Here is a 23,458-nt window from a genome sequence, read left to right as displayed (position 1 = left end):
CAAACCGACGATGTCGCAGATGCGCTAAACTACAAAGTGATCACCAAAAAAGTGATCCAGCATGTCGAAGAAGGTCGTTTCTTATTACTTGAAAAACTGGTGGCTGACGTGCTCGACATTTGTCGTGAGCACCCTAGCGTAACCTTAGCCCGAGTCACTATCGATAAACCCCATGCATTGCGTTTTGCCGACTCTGTTTCTTTGTCTTTAGAGTATCAAGCCTAATTTATTAAGGATGTTATTATGACCACCATTAATGACATAACTCGCGCAGAATTGTCTGCCGAGGCACTAAAAGTTCAACAAGCGTTGCTTGCCCATGGTCTTGAAACGCCTCTTATCCCAAGTGAGATGACCAGCGAGCAAAAATATCAGCGCATTAAAGGTTTAATGACCGAAGTTGTCTCAACCCTTGGGCTTGATTTAACCGACGACAGCTTAGCCGAAACGCCGCACCGTATTGCAAAAATGTACGTCAATGAGATTTTCTCCGGCCTTGATTACGCTAACTTTCCTAAAATCACCCAAATTGACAACAAAATGGGTGTCGAAGAAATGGTTAAAATTAGCAACATCAGTGTGGTGAGTACCTGCGAGCATCATTTTATTACCATCGATGGGTTAGCCAAAGTGGCATACATCCCTAAAGGCAACATTATCGGCTTATCTAAAATTAACCGTATAGTGCGCTTTTTTGCTCAGCGGCCGCAGGTGCAAGAGCGCCTCACGCAACAAATTTTAGTGGCGCTGCAAACCTTGCTCGAAACCGACGACGTTGCAGTGAGCATCAATGCGACCCATTATTGCGTTAAATCCCGCGGCATTATGGACACTTCATCAAGCACCCAAACCACAGCGCTTGGCGGTTGTTTTAAAGCTAATCCAGCCAGTCGTGCTGAATTTTTAGCCTAATGTCACACGGTTAACTTCAATTTAATGAATGGCTTCACCTCCCTGAGTTGAGGTCATTTGTTTATTTTGAACCCTATATGAAAACATTACCCCGAGATTACTTTGAGATAAGCACCTAATTTGCTTATGATAAGTTTTAGGGTATGTCATTAACTAAACATAAAGAGAGCATTATGGAACGCACAATACTGATAACCGGTGTAGGTAAGCGCATTGGTTATGCACTGGCTAAACATTATTTGGCTCAAGGTCATCATGTTATTGGCACCTATCGCACTCATTACGACAGTATTGAGCAATTGGGTAAGCTAGGCGCAAGCTTACATTCGTGCGACTTAACCGACCCTGCGGCTATTGAGGCGTTAATTGCCCACATCAATGAGCACCATGCTCGTCTTGATACCATTATCCACAACGCCTCAGACTGGTTGCCAGACAATAATGGCTTAAGCCCCGGTGATACCATGGCGCGAATGATGCAAATTCATGTATCAGCGCCTTATCAAATCAACCTTGCATTAGCGCCATTGTTGATTGCCGCCGCTAAAACTAATGACGACAATATCGGTGCCAGCAATATTATTCATATTACTGATTATGTTGCTGAAAAGGGCAGTAAAAAGCACATTGCCTACGCGGCCAGTAAAGCGGCATTGCATAATATGACCTTGTCGTTTGCCAGCTTACTTGCGCCGCACGTTAAAGTGAATTCGATTGCCCCCGCGATGATTTTATTTAACGAGCACGACGATGATGCTTATAAAGTTAAAGCGTTAGCAAAGGCAATATTGCCAAAAGAAGCCGGCAATAATGAAATCATCAGCCTTATCGATTATCTGCAAAATAGCCATTATGTTACGGGCCGCAGTTATGCCGTCGATGGTGGCAGACAGTTAAAATAAGCTATACCATTGCGCGTTAGTAAGTGATCTCTCAGCGAGAATTTATAAGGGCTTAAACAAGGCGAATGACTGAATGAATAGTTATTCTCTTTCGAAGTCATGCAACACAGTGTAAGCCCTTTTAAAACTCGCCTAAAAGGAATGCCCCAGCCGCTTTTGCTTTACGTTCTCGCTATTTGAAAGGGAACAACCATTACTACATAGCGACGCCTTAATCAAAAACAGCTGGACGCATTCTGAGTGGTCACTTATTAATGCGCAATGGTATTATTCTCCCAACCAACTTGTAGATGCTGGAATTGAGCCTTTTCAGGTTATTAGGTATAGACTTCTAGATGGCTAATTGGTAGTGTAGATATTCACCAATATCTGCACCGTCTATTATCTCAAGGAAGTCACTATGTCTGTAGAAAACATGAAACTGGAATCGCTGGCATTACATTATGGTTATGAGTCAGAAGCGACCACTAAAGCCGCAGCCGTCCCCATCTACCAAACCACTTCATACACCTTTGACGATACCCAACATGGCGCAGATCTGTTTGATCTTAAAGTCGCAGGTAACATATACACCCGCATAATGAACCCAACCACCAGTGTATTAGAACAACGTTTAGCTGCGATTGAAGGCGGTATTGGTGCACTGGCTGTGGCATCAGGCATGGCTGCCATTACCTATGCGATTCAAGCGCTTACTCAAGTAGGTGACAACATCGTCAGTACCAGCCAACTTTATGGCGGCACCTATAACTTATTTGCCCATACGCTGCCGCGCCAGGGCGTTGAAGTACGCATGGCGGCATTTGATGATTTTGACGGGTTAGATGCATTAATAGATGACAACACCAAAGCGCTTTTTTGCGAATCGATTGGTAACCCAGCCGGTAACATCGTCGATTTACAGCGTTTAGCTGATATTGCCCATAAACATGGGCTGCCACTCATTGTTGATAATACTGTGGCTACACCGGTATTGTGCCGCGCATTTGATCACGGCGCCGACATTGTTATCCATTCATTGACCAAATACATTGGCGGACACGGCACCACCATTGGTGGGGTGATTATTGACTCAGGTAAGTTTGATTGGGTGGCCAACAAAGCACGCTTTGCGATCTTGAACCAGCCAGACCCGTCTTATCACGGCGTGGTATACACCGACGCCTTTGGCCCTGCAGCCTACATTGGCCGCTGCCGTGTTGTGCCACTGCGTAATACTGGCGCAGCCTTGTCGCCACAAAGCGCGTTTTTACTGTTGCAAGGGCTCGAAACCCTTAGCTTGCGTATGGAGCGCCATTGCAGTAATGCACTCGCGCTGGCTGAGTTTTTACAAAAACACCCAAGTGTTAGTTGGGTCAATTACGCCGCACTGCCAGACAGCCCATACCATGCCACCTGTCAAAAAATCACTGGCGGTAAAGCTTCAGGTATTATCAGCTTTGGCATTAAATCTGCTGATGCCGAAGCAGGTAAAATTGCTGGTGGTAAGTTTATTGATGCGCTGCAAATGGTGCTGCGTTTGGTCAACATTGGTGATGCTAAATCGCTAGCTTGTCATCCTGCCAGTACCACTCACCGTCAACTTAGCGGTGCAGAGCTGGCTAAAGCGGGGGTGTCTGAAGATCTCGTGCGAATTTCTGTGGGTATTGAACACATCGACGACATCATTGCCGATGTCAGCCAGGCACTAGATAAGGCAATTGTATAAGCTCACTTTTAGTAAAACATTTAATAAAAAGCCCCATCAATAAGGTGTATTGATGGGGCTTTCTTATTACAAAACGATTTTAAATAGCCAATCGTCTCGTTGGGGTAATAATCACTGGCAAAGGCACATCCCAAAAGTCGGTTGGTACCTGGCTCACTTCTTGGCAGTCGTGGGCAAAACCAACGGCTAACGGTTTGTTGTTTTCCACTTGCGACAACGTGCGGTCGTAGTAGCCGCCGCCCATTCCCATCCGGTTTCCATGTGCATCAAAGGCCACCAGGGGAGTGATGATCATATCGAGCTTATCAAGGGTAATCACATGCTGAACATTGAGTTGTGGTTCGCTAATACCGTATTGATTTTTAACCATTACCGTGTCGGGTGCATAACGAACAAACAACAAGTGGCCTTTACAAAATGGATGAATAAGCGGCAAGTAAACATTGATGTTGAGCTCCCACAGCGCATCAATCAATTTCTGTGTGGCTAATTCGCCGTCGTGGGTTAAATATAGCGCCACATGCTCTGCTGAGTGAGCCTGAATTTCTGCCAACATGTGCCTGCTGGCAATCAACGCAAATTGGCTTTGCTCTTCATTTGATAAACTGTTGCGTTCTTGCCTAACGTGACGGCGAATGCTGTCACGGCTCATGCCTGAACTATCAAATAAAGGCGCTTGTAACTCCGATGGAGTGGCAAAATAACTGATGCGTGCCGAAGAGGTAGACGTCACAGGGCGGTTGTCTGTGTTCGTCATAAAACGCATGATACTCATAGGTAGGGAGCACTCCATCAGTTATACAAAATGTAATTAATCACTCAATATTCTGGCTAGACTACCGCGTTCTGAATAGATATGAAAGCACAGGGTTATCTGATACTAATGTTGCTTTATATCAACTCAAAACGTACTAGCTTATTTATCCATATTCATTGATTTTAACAATACTGGACTATCGTAATCAGCCACCATCGTTTTTGCTTTTAACCAAAATCGTCTTCGGGTTAAAAAGTAAGTAAAGCTAATTGATAATAAGCCCCACTCAACTAGATTTGTCTGCATAAAATCGACACCAGAGGCTAATAATTGAGTCACTTCTCGGGTGTAATGAGCATGATCGGCAATAAACGCATAGGTAGGGTTTATGGCATAAAGTCCATATTGTATAGCGCAATAAGCACCTACAGCGGCAAGGAGCCCCAGTAATTTGCTATACCACTTTTGTGGCCACTTAAAACCAATGACCACGAGATAAACCCCCAGCAATATTGAGCCGCCTACCAGAGTATTTGCAATGGCTGGGGAGCCGTTAAGCAGTGCCAACGTATTGTAATAAATTGAAAATGCGATATGAGGGAATAACAAGGTGATGCTGAGGGTTAATAACCAAATTTTGGTGTTACTGATGTTTTTCCAATACCATTTCTTCACGCATTGGTAGCTTAACCACAACAAACCGAATGCAAAAGCATAGTTAGCGAATGCGGGCAGTCCAAATAATCCAAACTTCATGGTTAGTAGGGCAAACATCCATTCTGGCACCTGTGTAACACTCATACGCTGACCCGACTCGGCAGCAAAAGAGGGGAATAACAACGCAATTAACATACCCAAAACAAAGAACAGGTAAGTGTATTTAACCAAACTTAACAACATGTTGGGTGCGATACCCTTAACACTTTGTTTTTTTAATGAGCTGACCAAGGTTTGGTAATTTGATATGACGGCATCTTTAATGTCTGTCGACACCCAGTTTTCTGTTAATAAGGCAATTTGAGTACTGGTGGCACTGGCTTCGATAATATCTTTTATTGCCGGCGTGGCTAAAACGGCTTTGTCTTCAGCTTGGTTTTTGCCTGTCATTTTTTGTGCGACGCGCCACACTGCAGGATCATAAACGCCTCCCGCATTATGAGTGGTGTCTTTTTTGCCTGCGAAACACATTTTTGTGTCAATGCTGTCAATGGTTGCAGTAAATTGTAGCGTTGGCAGTTTTGCGGTAAAAGCATAGATAAACGTACAGCCATCTAAGGCACCTTCCACATCAACCTCAGTAATATCGGTTAAATGGTAAACTAAGTTTAAGCCGTTATTTTTAACAAACTCAGAGGTCCATTCGTGGTAGTCATTGCTGTTATAAGCCCACTTTGTGCTGCGCTTGGCATCACCATCAATAGTGTAACTGTAATAAAGGTAACCGCCACCGCTACACGTGTTGCAGGTTACAGAGCCTGAGCCCCCACATCTTGAACAGGTTTTTTTACCACTGCCCCAGCAACTAGAACATGATTCTGTGGTGTATACCGTGCGTTGGTTATAACTGTCGTAGCGTGACACACTCACGCGGCCTGTGCCACTGCAGCCATGACAACTGTTTTTACCAGAACCATAGCAACTGGAGCAACTTTGGCTGCCAGAGCCACTACAGTTGTAGCAAACTTTACTGCCGACATAGGTTTCTGGTGCAGATTTAAGCCCTCTGTTACGGATTAAAAAATTGCTGGTAATATCGGGCCCTAAAATATTTAAAAAACGGTCATTAAACAGTGAGTTTTGTCCGCTAGCGTATTCTTTGGCTTTGTCATGAGCATAGTCCCGTGCATTTGATGCGCTGCCAGATTTAATCCCTACAGGGCAATGACCACCGTGTTGATGCTCACTCACTCCGACTTCAATTGTCCAGCCAAAAGTAAATTTAAGTTGTGGCAGTTTGGCTTGTTCATTACTTAATTTTACTGGCACATCGACACCAGTAAGTGCTTTACCGTTGCTGCGGATAAAGCTCTGAAATTGTTCTAATTTGCTCACGTAATACATCCCATAATCTTTGCGTGAATGCTTGCTGTTTTGTTTATGTACAACACTGCGACTTAAAAGTTGAATTCAAACTCAGTCTCATCGGCTTTTAGGTAAACCCATTTTCTAATGGTTGTTTGTCCTGGCGCTGAGACTTTAATGTCATAGCTCCCTGCGGGTAACATCATGCCTGCTTGATATTTGGGTTTTATGCTCATAACCGAAATGCGGGCATTGGCAATATTAGTCTTAATGGTCAGTGGCAGTAACGCCGCACTGTTAGAAGATGACTGACGAGGTTTGCTCGTGTCATGTGTTGGCATTACCGCTATATCAAAGCGGTTAATTGGCTCACTAATGGCATTAAACCCACGGGTAATCAATAAGTGTTGGTCAATCGATGAACCAACCGGTTGCACCATAGGTAAGGTCACTAATAGCCATTTCAGTGTGAATGAAATCGTGGCAGAGTCGTTCTTTTCCATTTGTTCAAAAAAGTAATGTAATGACGATCCCTGCATTGTGTATTGGTTGCTGCCCATGGATAAAGGCACCACAAAAATCGATGCCAGTAAAAGAGCAGAAATAGCAGGTTTTATTAAATGGTTAGGTTTAGACGTTGGCGTTGTCGATGACCTTTTAGCCTGTACAAGCTCTACGGCTTTCATTGGTAACTTTAATACCGTTAACAACACAAGTACTAAGCTAATCGACATTGATATTGGCGGAATAATCGTTGACCTTAATGCTGATTTTCCGGTTGATTCAAACACACCTCCATCGGCAAATTCAGCTTGCTGAGCCTCAAGCACCTTCAGATACTCAACGGTTTTACGCTTAATGTTGGGCTCAATAATGTATTGTTTAAATTCACGATTATTCCAGTCGGCCAGTGTTGGGCTTACGTACAGTTCTTTCATTTGAGCTTGAATACGTTGTTGGATATCGTTTTGCTTTTGAAATGCTTGCCAGCTCAAATTAGGTGGCATATCGCTGCCTTTGGCTTTCATGCTTGATCGCCATTTTTCATCAGCTTGCTGACGGACTTTTTTGGCAACGGCAATATCAAAGCTGTTGCGGTCGGTGATTGACCAAGCAGGCGATAAGGTTAAGCCTTTTTTCTTCAGCTGTTTATTCACTTTCACGCTGGTGAGTTCATGGACCCTAAAATCATGGATGGAGTTAATGCCTAATGGGTAACCGCCTGATTCTTTAATAAAGTCTGGCGCCATTTTTACCATCAATACGTTTTTATAATGGTTTACGTCGTTGGTATACACCATGCGATGATCTTTAAAACCCGCATCACCTCCAGTTATCGCATCGGCCGCTTGCATCGCGGTATATAGGCCTAGGGTCATGATCCCTGAAATAATAGAGTTACCAACGTTTTCAGAGGTTGAGATCTCCTCGCGAATAAGCCAATCGTCAGGCGGAATATACGGAATACTGTATTTGGCAATTTCTTTGTCGTAGCCTTTTTGCAGTCGTTCAAAGCAGCGATCTTTACTACTGCCACTTTTCTTTTCGGCGCATTTATTACGACGTTCAAAATAATCATATAATTTAGGGGCAATTTTTTGTGCACGAGATTCGACTCTAGCTTCATAAGCCTTGGTCCCTTGTTGATATTGCTCCCAGCCTTGTTTTACTTGATTTTGCGTATCAAGCCAGTATTCGTCAGAGCGAGTTTGTACACTGGCTAGCGCTTGATTATATTGATTAGAGCCAGAGGCGTACTCAGTGTATTTGTCACGTAGGGTTTGGCGGAAATTATCATATTGGCCATAGTGCTCATCAAAACGAGACATCGCGCGATCACGAACAAACTTCTCCATGATCAGTTGTTTCTTTTGTTTTAAATCTTCAATCAATTGATCATCAGCGTAAACTAAACCACCAAAAACGGACAAAAACGTTTTTTCGGTCGCGTTGTGAGTTTTATTGGGGTCGTACTCAATGCCTTCAAATTTAATTGAGTTTTCAATCAGTGCGCTGCGCAGTATTTGAGATAAATACGCTTGTTGGCGTTCTTCGGGTGTAGAGGCATCAATAATAAAATGATCCACTAGCCACTTTTGGCCAAAAAACACTGTTGGCCATACCAGCACCGCTATGAGGGCAAAATACCCTAACGCGCGGGTAACATTAGCAAGTTTTTTACCTTTTAATAATAAATCTGCCAACAGTAAGGTTACCCCGATACCACTGATAGTTCGGCCAAATAACTCCACCACGCGTAAGTCTTCAATGGTGGCGTTACGCCCACCTGCAACGTCGGTTAATGCGGCATTAAATACCGCTTCAGGGAATAAATACACTAGCGAGCAGATAAACATTAACAACATCCACCAAAAGGGTTTGCCAGTTTGGGATATTTGGGCTTCTACTGCTTGTTGTTTGGCGGCTTTGGCCGCGCTCGATTGTTGATTTTTTTGTACTTTTTTCAGCTCTTTTGCCGCTGATTCCATTTTTTTCTGTGTAGGGGCGCTGTTAAGCAGGTTTGTCGCAAATGGACTTTTGTTATGCTCAGTCATAGTCGTTTTTATCAGCCATTATTTTTAATTTTTATGTAACCTGAGCTCAGGTTATGTATTACTGCGAATGTGTCGGCAACCTTAAAATAATGGTTTCGCCGGTGTCGTTATCAATCTTTTCATCGGTAATCGTCGGGAAACCATGCTCTAACAACGGTGTCGGTATATTGTTAATGTCAGGGATTCGCTGCACGCTATGAATGGCTTTAAGGCCGGAGTTTAACGACAAATAGTAACCTTCTTGTTGATAGCCGCGCATTTCATCAAAACGGTCAAAGTCGGCATCTTGCGGTAATGACGTAATATAACGACCCATTGGGCTTATTGCTTGGTATTGCTTTATGGGGGTTGCGGCATTAAATAAACGTTGGCAAATGTTGTAGGGCGTTGCATCGACAATAACCCCATCAGGTAACTTTGATGGAGATAATTTAACTAACTGTGATTGATGATATTCGCTACCATTCAGGGAGTAGGTATATACCTTCATACCAAGCTGGTGTGCGTGAGTTAACACATTTGGATGTTGGATAAAGCTGCGAATATCTAAATGAATGCCAGCATGACTTCCTAGCTTTTTTTGTAATGCAGATAACGACGACTTTGCGGTGTAGTCTTTATAGCGTGAGCGGTAACGTTTTGTTCCGTAACGGCCTACGAGTTCAAGGTTATTTTGATTATCTAAATAGTACGCATCATTTTTGACGCCTTTACGTAAATCGGCGACTAATTTTTCAACGCTGGTAGGGTGGCCACCTTGAATAAAACCTAAATACACAGAGGGGTTAATGCCTCGTAATTTATAAAGGGTTTCTTGGTTGGTTGCAGAATAATAAAACCCACCTAGCCCTATGTATTTGCGGAGCATGTTATCAAGTTCAACTAACTTTTGGCCGTTGGTGTCTGATTTAATTTCAACATTGAGTTGTTGGTTGCGTTTGCGATACGCAGCAAAGGTTTTAAAAGCTTCAATAGCGGCAATAGGGCGTTGATTGAGTAAATTGTTACTGTGCTTGTCTCGCAGCTTAAGGTTAGCAAATTCTTTAAAGCTCATGCGGTTTAGTTTGAACCGTTCGCCGGTGTAATACACGGTTGCACGGCCCGTTTGGCTGTCGTGATGATTAACCCAAGTGCCGTCCTTTAACAACATCACGTCAATTTCAACACTGTTAAAGTTGTCATTCAATGCTGAGGCAATCGCATTGGCACTACTTTCTGGCTGGCGAAAATCACCTCGATGGGCTGATATCTCTATCGGGCATTGAGCCGTAGACAGCATTTTAATATTGCCACTGTTAGCCAGATATAAATGTCGGTCAGCTAGACTCAATTGAGTGTCAATAATATTTGTGCCTTGAGTAAGAGCATCTGTAGGTAAATGAGATAGCTCTGCAGGCGTCGTATTAATGGGTTTCGCTGGGGGGGGAGTGGATTTACAGCCGGTTAAAGTGAACAGTAGAACAACAATAATGGTGCAGTAAACCTTAATGATAACGCTACGACTTATCATGATCCATGTTTACAAGTTATTAATATTTAATGTTTTATACATTAACAATAGCGTTAAAACAACCGTGTAAGACTAAGTAATTAGCCTGACACGTTAAAGTGTGAAGGTGCGCTGTTTTGCTTATTTTGAAAGAGGTGCTAACAGCGAACATTTTCGTTGTCCATTCATCAATGGATTACAGAGTCAATGACGCTAGGAGGTGTTGCATAATTAGCACGTAAGCGTGATATAGATAAAAATTAGGATGCTCCCCAAAATACCGCTGCCGGCGTAGCCCTTGAACCGTAGGTTCAAGGCGGGTAAATGTTCATTTCCTAAGGCTTCTCGGTACGAGCCGAGCATGCACAATGTCAACAAAAGCATTCACCCTGGGTTTGTAAGTATCGGCACAGGGACATAGCCAACTCGCGCATATCCCAGGGAGCAAAACAGGGTAGAATCAAGCCATGTTTAACTTAATTCTGAATTCTTAGTTTAGTCATCCTTGCGGCTTCGTTCAACCAACGATGTTTCTAATGTTGCTTGTAATAACGAGATACGCTCATCCATTTGCGCCATATATTGTTTATTTTTTTGCTTTTCTTCAAACAATTCATTGCCAATGTTCAGTGCAGCCATAATGGCTAATTCTTCACGGCTTAAATTGTTAGTGCGCGACTTTAAGGTGGTCAGTTGGTTTTCAACTTCTCTGGCCACAGTGCGTAAGGCATCTTCACGTCCCTTTGGACATGCGATAGAGTAGGTGCGTCCCAAAAGGGTAATTTCAACAGCACTGTTACTCATAATGTCGCCTCAGATCCCTTAGTTAGTTCGCGAACTATATAGGGCTGAATTTAAAAGAGCAAGGCAACAACAAGGGTTTTTAACGATTTGCTGTTTGACTGAACAAATCGCCTGCAATCGCTGTATTACTATTCACAAATTTGAGCACAACTCGCGCTAGTATTTGGAGCATCATACTATCTCTGCTAGCATTGAGACTGTTATCGCGCTATTAGGAAAAAACCATGGCAACCCCACCTTCGTTATGTATCGAAAAACTTAAACAAGCCTTAGATGCGGCCGAAATTGGCCAGCACCCAGTAGAAGTGCATGGTGCACTTGTTGGGCTAATTTGTGGTGGTGTAAAACAAGACCATATGGCGTGGCTAAAACCATTGGTTGAGCTAATGAACGACGGCCAAGCCTTAGAACATAATTTGCAGCATTTAATTACTGAGCTTTATCAAGACACGGTCGCCCGTTTGGCTGATTTCGAATTTGGCTTTACTTTATTACTGCCAGAAGAAGAAGTCTCACTTAGCCAACGTGTCGAAGCATTAGCACTGTGGACCCAAAGCTTTTTAACTGGTATCGCCATTATTCAACCTGAATTAGCTAAAGCGTCACCCGACGTGCGCGAAGTGATTAAAGACTTAGCAGAAATCGCCCAAGTTGAGTTTGATGTTGGCGATGATGACGAATCAGAAACCGCCTACATTGAATTACAAGAGTTTGTCAGAATGTCAGCCATTTTATGTTACTCAGAGTTTGGTTTAGATATGCCATTAAATGACACCGACAAATCATCGACTATTCATTAATTTCTATCGGTATTAGCCGCGGCGCAGCGTATGACCACAGCACACAATTCAACTCAACTTCAGGCCGTCGACATTGCTATTGTCGGTGGTGCGATGGCAGGAGCCACCCTTGCCCTAGGGCTGGCGAAGTTATCTACCACTTTGTCTCGTCCGCTTCGCATTGCCTTAATTGAAGCCCATGTAGCTGACAATCAACACCCAGGGTTTGACGCTCGCTCCATTGCAATTGCTCATGGTTCTATTTTTGAGTTAAGCCGTTTGGGTATTTGGTCGAAGCTTAAGCATTTAGGTACACCCATCGAAAACATCCATGTGTCTGATCGCGGCCACTTTGGTATGACCGAGCTAAATGCTAAACCATTAGGGTTAGATGCACTAGGGCAGGTGGTTGAACTGGCTAAAGTGGGCAGCGTGTTATTTGATGAGCTGGCTAAATCGTCGGTGCAGGTTTATTGCCCTGCTAAAGTCACCGATTTACAGGCCCAACAAGATGGCCACTTATTGTTGTTAGACGACGGAAGTCAACTACATTGCCAGTTGCTGGTGGCTGCAGACGGCGCGCACTCAGTAGTACGTCAGCATTTAGGCCAAACAACTGAACACGTTGATTTTCAGCAAACGGCCATTGTTGCCAATGTGGTTTGTTCTGCGCCTCATCATAATTGGGCGTATGAGCGCTTTACTCAAACCGGCCCTCTTGCCTTACTGCCTATGCAAAATATGGCAGCATCGACGCAACTTAAAGAACCTTCAGCGCAATTAACAAGTTCTGCCAAAGGACTATCGCGTTATTCGCTAGTGTGGGCATTGCCGCCAACGCAAGCAGATGACTTAAAAAATGCCGATAAAAGCGAATTTTTAGCCGCATTACAACATGCCTTTGGCCACAGGGCCGGCCGGTTTGTTGATGTTGGTCAACGTGTCAGTTACCCGCTCACCTTGTCATACATGCCAAGACCGATATATCACCGTTGTGTGTTTGTAGGGAATGCCGCGCAAACCCTACACCCTATTGCAGGGCAAGGGTTTAATTTAGGTCTGCGTGATGTGGTGGGATTGTTAGATGTGATAGCGCAAGCGTTTACACAACAAGGTGAAGTTGATGTGGGTAGTAGTGCGTTAGTACATCAATATTTGGCTGCTCGCCAACACGATCGCGACAGCACCTTGCGTAACATCGAATTTTTAGTCCGTGGCTTTTCCAATCAATATTGGCCATTAGTGGCTGGGCGCAATATTGGCCTACGGTTATTGTCTTGGCTACCGCCGTTAAAACGCCCCGTAGCACAAACGGCCATGGGCTGGCGTTAACTCATTTTAAGGTAAGGATTGTCCATGTTTTCAACCCAAACATATGATGTCGCCATTGTTGGCGGGGGAATGGTCGGACTCGCAACCGCCATTGGTTTAGCGAATGCAGACCTTAAAGTGGTAGTGATCGACGCAGGAACAACCCAAGTCGTCAGTGGTGAGCCTAAATTACGTGTTAGCGCCATTAACAAAGCCAGCCAGCAACTGCTGGAAAACCTCGGCGCATGGCAATTCCTCGACGACAGCCGCATGAGTCCTTATCAAAAAATGTCAGTGTGGGACAAAGACGGTCTAGGCAAAATTGAATTTGATGCTCACAGCATTAGCGAAACCTACTTAGGGTCGATTATTGAGAACGACGCAATTAGCTTCGCCCTTGCCAAACGTGCCAGCGAAATCAGCAATCTAACCCACCTTGAAGGCCAGCGTCTCGAGCGTGTCGCCTTTGGCGAGCGCGAAGCCTGGCTCACTCTTGCTAATGGTGACAACGTTAGCGCCGCGGTGGTGGTTGCCGCAGACGGTGCCAACTCTTGGGTGCGCCAGCAATGCAATATTCCATTAACGTTTTGGGACTACGGCCACCACGCCATAGTGGCAACCGTCCGCACCGAACTCGCTCATGATGCTACCGCCAGGCAAGCCTTTTTACCCGGTGGCCCATTAGCCATGTTGCCACTGTATGAAGATAACTTATGTTCCATCGTGTGGTCAGTGTCACCCGAGCAAGCCGAGTATTTACAAGCCCTAGATGATGTTGAATTTGGCAAGGCATTAACTGCGGCACTCGATGGCCGTTTAGGAGTGTGTCAGGTTGAAAGCGAGCGTCAATCATTCCCACTGCGCATGCGTTATGCGCGTCACTTTGCTCGCCATCGTTTAGTCTTAGCTGGTGATGCTGCACATACTATTCATCCGTTAGCTGGCCAGGGCGTAAACCTTGGCTTTTTAGACGCTGCCAGTATTGTCGACACCTTTACCGACCTGCACGAACAAGGCAAAGATTTAGGCGAATATAGCCATTTACGTGCACTTGAACGTTGGCGTAAAGCTGACGCAATGGAGATGATTGCCACCATGGAAGGTTTTAAAAGACTGTTTGCCGGCAGTCATCCGCTTAAAAAAGCCATTCGTGATATTGGCCTAACCTTAGTTGATAATGTTGCTGGGCTGAAAACAGTGTTCATCAAACAGGCTATGGGCAACAAGATGACATTACCTAAACTTTGTCGTGAGTCAATTTCATCTTAGCTAATGTAGAAACTTGTTTAATATCAGGCAATACAGTTAAATCAGTCATTTTATTGTAAAAAGATGTGTAAAAAAATATAACAGCAATGGATTAGCTAAACTAATGCGATTATGCTCGGATTAGAAAATTTTTTTGTATACAAAACAGGTCTGCAGAGTATAATTTCAGCGCATTTTATCAAAGACCTATACAAGAAAGGCCTCAAAAAAAGGGATAATAATGGCTAGCAAAACTGTACTTTTTAACAAGCATTTAGAATCAAAAGCCAAAATGGTTGATTTTCACGGTTGGGAAATGCCGATAAATTACGGCTCTCAAATCGAAGAACACCATGCAGTGCGTCAAGATGCAGGCATGTTCGACGTATCGCACATGACCGTCGTTGACGTAACCGGCAGCGAGGCTTGTGCCTTTTTACGTAAGTTACTTGCTAATGATGTTGCCAAACTCACTGTACCAGGCAAAGCGCTTTACGGCGGCATGCTAGATGAAAGCGCTGGCATCATCGACGACCTTATTACCTATTACCTCACCGATACGCATTACCGTGTCGTGGTTAACTCAGCCACACGCGACAAAGACTTAGCGTGGATCAACAAACAAGCCGCTGCATTTGATGTTGTGGTTACCGAGCGTCCAGAACTGGCCATGATAGCCGTACAAGGCCCTAACGCTAAAGCGAAAGCCGCACAGGTGTTCAGCGCCGACCAAAACGCAGCCGTAGAAGGCATGAAGCCATTTTTTGGCGTGCAGTCAGGCAGTTTATTTATTGCGACTACCGGTTATACCGGTGAAGCGGGCTACGAAATCATTGTTCCAGAAGCCGAAGCCGAAGCGTTATGGCAAGCATTATTAGACACAGGCGTTAAGCCATGCGGTCTTGGCGCACGTGACACTTTACGTTTAGAAGCCGGCATGAACCTATACGGTCAAGACATGGACGAGTCAATTAACCCGTTAGCCGCCAACATGGGCTGGACTGTAGCATGGGAACCAAGTGATCGTGATTTTATTGGCCGCGAAGCGCTAACCGCAATTAAAGCAGCTGGCACAGATAAGTTAGTTGGCCTCGTCATGGAAGAAAAGGGCGTGTTACGCCATGATATGGCTGTCTTTTTCACCGACGCAGACGGTGTAGAGCATCAAGGTGTTATTACTAGCGGTTCGTTTTCGCCAACCCTAGGTTACTCAATTGCAATGGCTCGTGTGCCTGCGGGTGTAGGTGCCACAGCCGAAGTTGAAATGCGTAAAAAGCGGGTTGCGGTAAAAGTTATCGCGCCGAGCTTTGTGCGCAACGGTAAACAAGTCTTTTAATGTAAAGTAATTGCATGTTTACAACGTTTGCTTGTCAGTCAATATTGATTATTATCAACAGCGCTGACATTAAAAATGGATCAAACATCGCAACACGCTTTTCACTAAAGTCGGGTTGTCGTTTACCCTAAAAGAATTTATTGATTAAGAACTAGAACATCAGATAAAGGAACAACAACAATGAGCACTATTCCAGCAGACTTGAAATATGCATCTTCGCACGAATGGATCCGTAAAGAAGCAGACGGTAGCTACACTGTAGGTATCACTGAGCATGCTCAAGAGCTTCTTGGCGATATGGTATTTGTCGAATTACCAGAAGTAGGCGACACAGTAACTGCTGGTGAAGACTGTGCAGTGGCTGAGTCAGTTAAAGCCGCATCAGACATTTATGCCCCCATTTCTGGTGACGTGATTGCTGTAAACGAAGCATTAGAAGACTCGCCAGAGTTAGTCAACAGTGACGCATATGGCGACGGTTGGTTCTTCCGTGTCATGCCATCTGATGAGTCAGAAATTGATTCATTACTTGATGCCGACGGTTATCAAGAAGTGATTGACGAAGAATAATCGCCAAACACAGGAAGCTCCCTAGGGAGCTTCTTTGCTATGTACCTTTAGCGCTTAGCTAAAGTGATTGGCAAATGCAGGGCCATTGCACCTTTGGCAGCGATAAGCCAAGGGCAAGTGTGCTGCATATAAACCCTTTACGGGTTAGTCACGTATTACACGTTTTCACCCTTTTCCAGTTCTGTGCCCTACCGCCTTAACTGGTCGATTTGGAACAAGGTTTATCATGACCAAGCAAACCCTGACACAACTAGAACAGCACGAACTTTTCCTGACTCGTCACATCGGCCCAAATGCAGAGCAACAGCAAGATATGCTGAACTTTGTTGGTGCTGAGTCACTCGACGATCTCACCGCTCAAACGGTACCAGGTAAAATTCTTCTTCCGCAAGACCTCACTATTGGTGACTCATGCGGCGAAGCCGAAGGTATCGCTTATATCCGTAACATAGCAGATCAAAACAAAGTGTTTAAAAGCTATATCGGTATGGGCTATTACGGCGTGCAAGTCCCCAATGTCATTTTGCGTAACGTGTTTGAAAACCCAGGTTGGTACACCGCGTACACGCCATACCAGCCTGAAATCGCTCAAGGTCGTCTTGAAGCCATTTTAAACTTCCAACAAGTGTCGATGGACCTAACTGGCCTTGACCTTGCGTCAGCGTCATTACTTGACGAAGCCACTGCAGCAGCAGAAGCCATGGCGCTGGCCAAGCGTGTGTCTAAAGCTAAAAAAGCCAACATCTTCTTTGTGGCAGATGACGTTTTCCCGCAAACCTTGGATGTAGTAAAAACCCGTGCAGAATGCTTTGGGTTTGAGGTGGTTGTTGGCCCAGCTAATGAAGCCGTCAACTACGAACTGTTTGGCGCGTTATTCCAGTACACCAACCGTTACGGCCAAATTACCGATTACGCTGAACTGTTTGCCACATTGCGTGACAACAAGGTGGTTGTCACCGTTGCTGCAGACATTATGTCGCTATTATTACTTAAGTCGCCGGGCGCGATGGGCGCCGACGTGGTATTTGGTAGTGCGCAACGTTTTGGTGTGCCAATGGGATACGGCGGGCCACACGCGGCCTTCTTTGTTGCCCGTGACGAGCACAAACGTTCAATGCCAGGGCGTATTATTGGTGTGTCAAAAGACACCCGCGGTAACAAAGCCTTACGTATGGCCATGCAAACGCGCGAACAGCATATTCGCCGCGAAAAAGCTAACTCAAACATTTGTACCGCACAGATTTTATTAGCCAACATGGCATCGTTCTATGCCGTGTTCCATGGTCCACAAGGCTTAAAAACCATTGCCTCACGCATTAACCGTTTAACGGATATTTTAGCGGCGGGCTTGCAAGCTAAAGGCGTTAACCTAGTTAACAACACTTGGTTTGACACTATCAGCCTTAAAGATGTTGATGTTGCAGCCATTAATGCCCGTGCATTAGCCGCACAAATTAACTTACGTGTCGATGCCGATGGCATAGTGGGTATCAGCCTAGACGAAACCACCACTCGTGAAGACATCGCCGTGTTGTTTGAGGTGATTTTAGGTGCAGATAATGGTTTAGACGTGGCAGCACTCGATGCTGACATCGTTGCTAATGACAGCCAGTCAATTCCGCAAGCGCTTGTACGACAAGATGTGGTATTAACTCACCCAACGTTTAATCGCTACCAAAGCGAAACCGAGATGATGCGTTACATTAAGCGTCTCGAGAATAAAGATTTAGCCTTAAACCACTCAATGATTTCGTTAGGTTCATGTACCATGAAACTTAACGCAGCTGTAGAAATGCTGCCGGTCAGCTGGCCAGAATTTGCCAACATGCACCCATTCTGCCCGCTAGAGCAGGCCCAAGGTTACACGCAGTTAATCAATGAGTTGTCTGAGTTTTTAGTTAAAATCACCGGTTACGATGCCGTGTGTATTCAACCAAACTCAGGCGCACAAGGCGAATACGCTGGCTTGCTAGCAATTAAGAAATACCACGAATCTCGCGGCGACTCGCACCGTGACATTTGTTTAATCCCGCAATCTGCCCACGGTACCAACCCTGCATCAGCGCAACTTGCCGGTATGAAAGTGGTTGTTACCGCCTGTGACAAACAAGGTAACGTTGATTTAGAAGACTTACGTGCCAAGGCATCAGAGTTAGCTGACAGCTTATCGTGCATCATGATCACGTACCCATCGACCCACGGTGTGTACGAAGAATCAATCCGCGAAGTATGCGAAATCGTCCATCAATATGGCGGCCAGGTATACCTCGACGGTGCAAACATGAACGCACAGGTTGGCTTAACATCACCAGGCTTTATCGGCGCCGACGTATCGCACTTAAACTTACACAAAACTTTTGCTATTCCGCATGGCGGTGGCGGTCCTGGTATGGGCCCAATTGGTGTTAAAGCTCACCTAGCGCCATTTGTTGCTGGTCACACAGTGATTAAACCAGGGCGCGAAAGCGACCATAACGGCGCAGTATCTGCCGCACCTTATGGTAGTGCCAGCATCCTGCCAATCAGCTGGATGTACATCAAGCTGTTAGGCACTAAAGGCATTAAACAATCGACCCAAACGGCATTGTTAAACGCTAACTACATCATGAAAAAGCTATCAGCCCATTACCCAGTATTATTTACTGGCCGAAATGATCGCGTCGCCCATGAATGTATTATCGATTTACGCCCATTAAAAGAAGCTTCAGGCGTGACCGAAATGGACATTGCTAAGCGTCTAAACGACTACGGTTTCCATGCGCCAACCATGAGTTTCCCAGTTGCGGGCACCTTAATGATTGAGCCAACTGAATCAGAGTCTAAAGTTGAATTAGACCGTTTCATCGAAGCCATGATTGCGATACGTGGCGAAATCGCCAAAGTAGAAGCAGGCGAGTGGCCAGTAGACAACAACCCACTGCACAATGCACCGCACACACTAGCAGACATTATGGATCCTGAGTTTGACTCACGTCCGTACAGCCGCGAAGTGGCCGTGTTCCCAACCGCAGCGGTTAAGGCGAATAAGTTTTGGCCAACGGTTAACCGTATTGATGATGTGTATGGGGATCGTAACCTTATGTGTTCGTGCGTCCCTCTCAGTGACTACGAATAATTGCTGCTTAGTCTCGATAATACTGCTTCAGTTTAAGGTTTTCGCTGCTAATTGACACCAGTCAACTCCGCGGCGAAAACCTCAAACTTCATTGTCTTATCATCGCCAGCGACGCAATTATGATGGTAGTGGGCTCCATTGAAATTTGAGAATTAAAAAGCGAACCGATTGGTTCGCTTTTTTGTCTTACTTTCGGCAGTAACGCTATTTACAGCTGAGAGTTTTCGCATAGCTCGAAATAAGGAATTTGACACCAGTCAACTCCGCGGCGAAAACCTCAAACTTCATTGTCTTATCATCGCCAGCGACGCAATTATGATGGTAGTGGGCTTCATTGAAATTTGAGAATTAAAAAGCGAACCGATTGGTTCGCTTTTTTGTGCCTGTCATTCCAGTAAATTCCGAACAAACGTCTTTCCGGCAATGCTTTTTAGCCGGAATCCAGGTGTTTGCTTATGCTTTTTTTTGCACCTATGGCCTGTGGCACTAAAAGCGTGGCCAATTTTACCTGACCACTACAGTCAGTCTTAATCAGGTGACTCAACACTCTGAAGCATAAGGGCTTTTAATCGTTCATTCATTTCAGAAAGGTCTTGCTTCTGTTTGTCAGTCTCTGCTTGCGTCGGGGCGAAAGCGTTATTTTGAGCAACTAATTGAGCCGTATATGCACCTATGTTTGCTTCAAGTTGTTTTTTCTTAAGTAAAACCTCTTGAGTCGACAATTTTCGTTGTTCCAAAGCCTTAGTTATTTCAACTAACCCGGCCATCAATGAGCATTGCGAATGATATCTTTGAATATCGACTAAAGCATTTTCAGTCGTATAAACTTTTGCACTGTCTGTGGTTTCAGTTAATATTTTTTGATCAATAATCGCTAATGATTTAGCTCTGCTTACATCCATCGCTCTGATGATGGCGGTTCCCATTGCATTGGCATAAATTTCTTCATTTGCCATTGATTGAATACCGGTAACAGCGGTAGCTGCCGCGGCTAACTCTGCTGCAGTTTGGGCATGGCTAATAACGGCAGCAGTACCTGTTAATAGCATGGATAAACTCCCCATACCTACATTCCAAGAATTGGCATTGCTGATAATGTTTGCCTGATGTTGGAGACACTTTTTGTCTGAACTTAATATTGCTTGAGCTATAAATGCTTTACGTTTAGCACTATCACTATTAAGAGTCGTTAAGTCGGTGACGCTTAAAATAATTTCGTTTTTAGCATTAAAATAGGGGATTTTCTCATTGTTATCGGCCATAACAGCTTTAGGTAGATAAGTATTTGCGAGTGAACCACATCCTTGTATTAACATTATCAATATTATAAACAGTAACTTACGCATAACTATATCCTTATATGAAATGTGCGGAGGTTGTTGGTGTGTTGTTTAGAAAAACCTTATAATTAAAAGTTAGCCTAAAAATATTGAATAGAGTTATCACATTAGTATTAATTTTGTACTGCTTAATTAACCCTTTTGGGTAAAGTGAGTGGTGTCACAATCTCACCGAAATCATTCTGATCTCATGCATCAAACCATTCGATTGCCTTATGGCGTATTGTGGGAGGTCATGCCGATAAAATACAGTTTGCATGTTTGGGATCCCTCACGCTCTGTCTTCCACTTAGTAACCCCATTTATGACTTATTCGCGCCTTTATTGCCGGTTTTATTATTCAAAACAATTAATTTGTAAACAGCTGCTACAGTCCGTTGTTATTCGTATCTTTTTACGGACTTTGCTCGCTATACTGGGGCGTCTGTATGTGCTGGTTTTTGAGTGGGAACAAACGGTTGTCACCCAACCAAACGCTGTTGCACATCAACTCATAAAAATGACTACGAACTCATTCAGAATGAAGGAGAAGCTCTCGTGAAAAAAGTAGGGATTCTAATACTGTGTTTGTTGATGCCAATGGCATCAGCTTTTGCAGAGCAAACCGAAACATTATCGGCAGAGGTGCTTTGGCAACTCAAGCGTATTGGTAGTCCGATTGTTTCACCCCAAGGTGATCATATTATTGCTGCCGTTACTGAGTTCGACATACCAGAAGATAAAGGCACGACTCAGCTATGGTCGTTTGCAAAAGATGGCTCAGGCCAGCGTGCACTTACTGCAAAAGGCTTACGCGCGAGTGAACCTGTGTTTTCTCCAGACGGAAAAACCTTAGCTTTTGTCAGTAAACGTGACAAAGACGAAGCAGGGCAAATCTACTTATTACCAATGAATGGACCGGGCGAAGCGCAACGCTTAACTGAGGTTCCCGGTGGCGTGAATGGTATTAAGTGGGTGGGAGAGCACATTTACTTCATTAGCCGTATTTTCCCAGGCAAAGACTGGGAACAAATGACCGAGCAGCTCAAAGCTGATAAAGACGATAAGGTCTCCGCCCACCAGTGGAACGCACTGCCTTATTCACATTTTGACCATTGGATTGATGAAGAAAGAGATGCACATGTTTTTCGTATTTCAGCCAAAGGTGGAGACGTTGAAGCCGTCACTCAACCACTGAAAAAGCAATTGCCACGTTCTTCACAAAACGCTGGCAGCTACGATATCGACCCAAGCGAACGTTGGATTGCTTTTAACTCAAACGGCTCAGCTAACCAAGTTGACCCTAAAATTGATGTATTTCTTGCTGAAATCGGTAGCGGAAAATATGAAAATTTAACCCCGAACAATCAAGCACCTGATCGTGAACCTAAATTTAGTCCCGATGGTAAAACACTTGCCTTCACCCGCCAATCAATTCATGGCTTCTACGGTGACACTTCACGCTTGGTGTTGTTCGATATGGACAAACGTAGCGAACGTGTAGTGACCAAAGATTGGGACCGATCTGTTTCTAAATATCTCTGGACGCCAGATAGTAAGGGGTTTTATGCATCAATAGCCGATGCAGCTACAAACCGCATTTACTACATCAATGCTAAAAATGGCCAAGTGAGACAAGTCACCAACAATACCGATTTTGGCAAACCCTCTATCGCCAAAGACGGTACTTTGGTTGCAGCCAATCAAAGTTTTTTACATCCCGCACGCGTGGTGAAGATTGACTCCCGCAATGGAAAAATAACGCGTTTAGATAGCTTTAACGATGATGTATTGGCCAATGTCGACATGGGTACTTATGAGTCGGTGACGTATAAAGGTTATAACGGAGATGATATCCAGATGTGGGTGCACTACCCGCCGGGATTTGATAAAACCCAAAAATACCCACTGATGATGTTGATCCATGGTGGTCCTCATGGCGCGATTTCAGACAGCTTCCATTACCGCTGGAATGCGCAGACGTTCTCCTCTTGGGGTTACGTGACCGCTTGGCCTAATTTTCACGGCTCAGGCAGCTTCGGCCAAAAATTTACTGACAGTATTAACCCTGACTGGAAGAACAAGTCGCTTGAGGATATCTATAAAGCAACGGATTGGTTTAAGAACAAAGACTGGATTGATAGCGAACGTTTAGTCGCTGGTGGTGGTAGTTATGGGGGGTACTTAAGTTCGATTATTTTGGGGCAAAAAGATAATCCTTTTAACGCACTATTTATCCACGCAGCGGTTTATAACATGTACTCACAAATGGCGGCGGATTTCGCGGTACACAGTACGCGTTTTGGTAGTTTTTGGGAAAAACCTGAAATTTATAAATCGATATCACCTCACTATGGAGCGGCCAATTTTGATACGCCAACATTGGTTATCCATGGTCAGTTAGACCAACGAGTGCCCGTAGGACAAGGGTTTGAGTTATTCCGTACATTGCAAACCAAAGGTATTGAATCGCGAATGATTTACTTCCCTGATGAGAACCACTGGATACTGAAGCCAAATAACTCGATTTATTGGTACGGCCAAGTGAAGGATTGGGTGACTCGTTTTGCAGAGCCCGGTGGTAAGTAGTAAGTAGTAAGTAAAACAGCTTGCACTTAACATCGCGGGAAC

17 protein-coding genes and 1 other RNA gene are annotated in these 23,458 nt (G+C 44.5%); 11 read left to right on the top strand and 7 right to left on the bottom strand.

Annotated features, from left to right (window positions below; genetic code table 11):
* The 4 genes from PQR79_RS08125 to PQR79_RS08110 form a co-directional block, all read left to right on the top strand.
* A partial coding sequence (locus tag PQR79_RS08125; protein ID WP_274408439.1) for a dihydroneopterin aldolase occupies positions 1–225 on the top strand: 225 nt, incomplete at its 5' end.
* Positions 226–243: 18 nt separating this feature from the next.
* Complete coding sequence (gene folE / locus PQR79_RS08120) at positions 244–912, top strand: GTP cyclohydrolase I FolE (protein ID WP_238106628.1); 669 nt, start codon at positions 244–246, stop codon at positions 910–912.
* Between the two features lie 173 nt (positions 913–1,085).
* Positions 1,086–1,814 carry a dihydromonapterin reductase gene (gene folM, locus PQR79_RS08115; protein WP_238106629.1) on the top strand — a complete coding sequence of 243 codons (729 nt, stop codon included), beginning with the start codon at positions 1,086–1,088 and terminating at the stop codon, positions 1,812–1,814.
* Positions 1,815–2,229: 415 nt separating this feature from the next.
* Positions 2,230–3,522, top strand: coding sequence for an O-acetylhomoserine aminocarboxypropyltransferase/cysteine synthase family protein (locus tag PQR79_RS08110; protein ID WP_238107195.1), 1,293 nt, complete (start codon positions 2,230–2,232; stop codon positions 3,520–3,522).
* Positions 3,523–3,601: 79 nt separating this feature from the next.
* Here PQR79_RS08110 and PQR79_RS08105 read toward each other — a convergent pair whose 3' ends face one another.
* The 6 genes from PQR79_RS08105 to PQR79_RS08080 all read right to left on the bottom strand — a co-directional run bounded on the left by PQR79_RS08105 (position 3,602) and on the right by PQR79_RS08080 (position 11,149).
* Positions 3,602–4,297 (bottom strand): 5-formyltetrahydrofolate cyclo-ligase, encoded by a 696-nt coding sequence (locus tag PQR79_RS08105; RefSeq protein ID WP_238106630.1) that lies wholly within the window; start codon positions 4,295–4,297, stop codon positions 3,602–3,604.
* Positions 4,298–4,438: 141 nt separating this feature from the next.
* Positions 4,439–6,340 (bottom strand): hypothetical protein, encoded by a 1,902-nt coding sequence (locus tag PQR79_RS08100; protein ID WP_274408438.1) that lies wholly within the window; start codon positions 6,338–6,340, stop codon positions 4,439–4,441.
* Between the two features lie 53 nt (positions 6,341–6,393).
* Positions 6,394–8,856 (bottom strand): peptidase associated/transthyretin-like domain-containing protein, encoded by a 2,463-nt coding sequence (locus PQR79_RS08095; protein WP_274408437.1) that lies wholly within the window; start codon positions 8,854–8,856, stop codon positions 6,394–6,396.
* A 58-nt stretch (positions 8,857–8,914) separates the two neighbouring features.
* Positions 8,915–10,366: a glycerophosphodiester phosphodiesterase gene (locus PQR79_RS08090; protein WP_274408436.1), complete on the bottom strand. Its 1,452-nt coding sequence runs from the start codon at positions 10,364–10,366 to the stop codon at positions 8,915–8,917.
* A gap of 244 nt (positions 10,367–10,610) precedes the next feature.
* A non-coding RNA gene (gene ssrS, locus PQR79_RS08085) (6S RNA) lies at positions 10,611–10,792 on the bottom strand.
* A 48-nt stretch (positions 10,793–10,840) separates the two neighbouring features.
* The gene (locus PQR79_RS08080; RefSeq protein ID WP_238106634.1) at positions 10,841–11,149 is read right to left on the bottom strand and encodes a cell division protein ZapA; all 309 of its coding nucleotides are present in this window, start codon (positions 11,147–11,149) and stop codon (positions 10,841–10,843) included.
* Between the two features lie 224 nt (positions 11,150–11,373).
* Here PQR79_RS08080 and PQR79_RS08075 point away from each other — a divergent pair, with 224 nt between their 5' ends.
* The 6 genes from PQR79_RS08075 to gcvP all read left to right on the top strand — a co-directional run bounded on the left by PQR79_RS08075 (position 11,374) and on the right by gcvP (position 19,508).
* Positions 11,374–11,949, top strand: coding sequence for a UPF0149 family protein (locus PQR79_RS08075; protein ID WP_238106638.1), 576 nt, complete (start codon positions 11,374–11,376; stop codon positions 11,947–11,949).
* A 30-nt stretch (positions 11,950–11,979) separates the two neighbouring features.
* Positions 11,980–13,260 carry a 2-octaprenyl-6-methoxyphenyl hydroxylase gene (gene ubiH / locus PQR79_RS08070; RefSeq protein ID WP_238106642.1) on the top strand — a complete coding sequence of 427 codons (1,281 nt, stop codon included), beginning with the start codon at positions 11,980–11,982 and terminating at the stop codon, positions 13,258–13,260.
* A gap of 24 nt (positions 13,261–13,284) precedes the next feature.
* Entirely contained in the window at positions 13,285–14,508 is a 1,224-nt protein-coding gene (locus PQR79_RS08065) for an FAD-dependent monooxygenase (protein WP_238106645.1), read from the top strand.
* A 220-nt stretch (positions 14,509–14,728) separates the two neighbouring features.
* Entirely contained in the window at positions 14,729–15,823 is a 1,095-nt protein-coding gene (gene gcvT, locus PQR79_RS08060) for a glycine cleavage system aminomethyltransferase GcvT (RefSeq protein WP_238106646.1), read from the top strand.
* Between the two features lie 180 nt (positions 15,824–16,003).
* On the top strand, positions 16,004–16,393 hold the full coding sequence (gene gcvH, locus PQR79_RS08055; RefSeq protein ID WP_238106647.1) for a glycine cleavage system protein GcvH: 390 nt from the start codon (positions 16,004–16,006) through the stop codon (positions 16,391–16,393).
* A 226-nt stretch (positions 16,394–16,619) separates the two neighbouring features.
* Positions 16,620–19,508, top strand: coding sequence for an aminomethyl-transferring glycine dehydrogenase (gene gcvP, locus PQR79_RS08050; RefSeq protein ID WP_238106648.1), 2,889 nt, complete (start codon positions 16,620–16,622; stop codon positions 19,506–19,508).
* Positions 19,509–20,035: 527 nt separating this feature from the next.
* Here the strand turns inward: gcvP and PQR79_RS08045 are convergent.
* Positions 20,036–20,854, bottom strand: a complete 819-nt coding sequence (locus PQR79_RS08045; protein ID WP_238106649.1) for a hypothetical protein — start codon at positions 20,852–20,854, stop codon at positions 20,036–20,038.
* Between the two features lie 531 nt (positions 20,855–21,385).
* Between PQR79_RS08045 and PQR79_RS08040 the strand changes: the two genes are divergently transcribed.
* Entirely contained in the window at positions 21,386–23,416 is a 2,031-nt protein-coding gene (locus tag PQR79_RS08040) for a S9 family peptidase (protein ID WP_238106650.1), read from the top strand.
* Positions 23,417–23,458: the final 42 nt, after the last annotated feature.

The organism is Shewanella metallivivens (assembly GCF_028750675.1).
GTDB classification, from domain to species: Bacteria; Pseudomonadota; Gammaproteobacteria; order Enterobacterales; family Shewanellaceae; genus Shewanella; species Shewanella metallivivens.
This window is presented reverse-complemented; position numbering and strand designations above follow the sequence as displayed.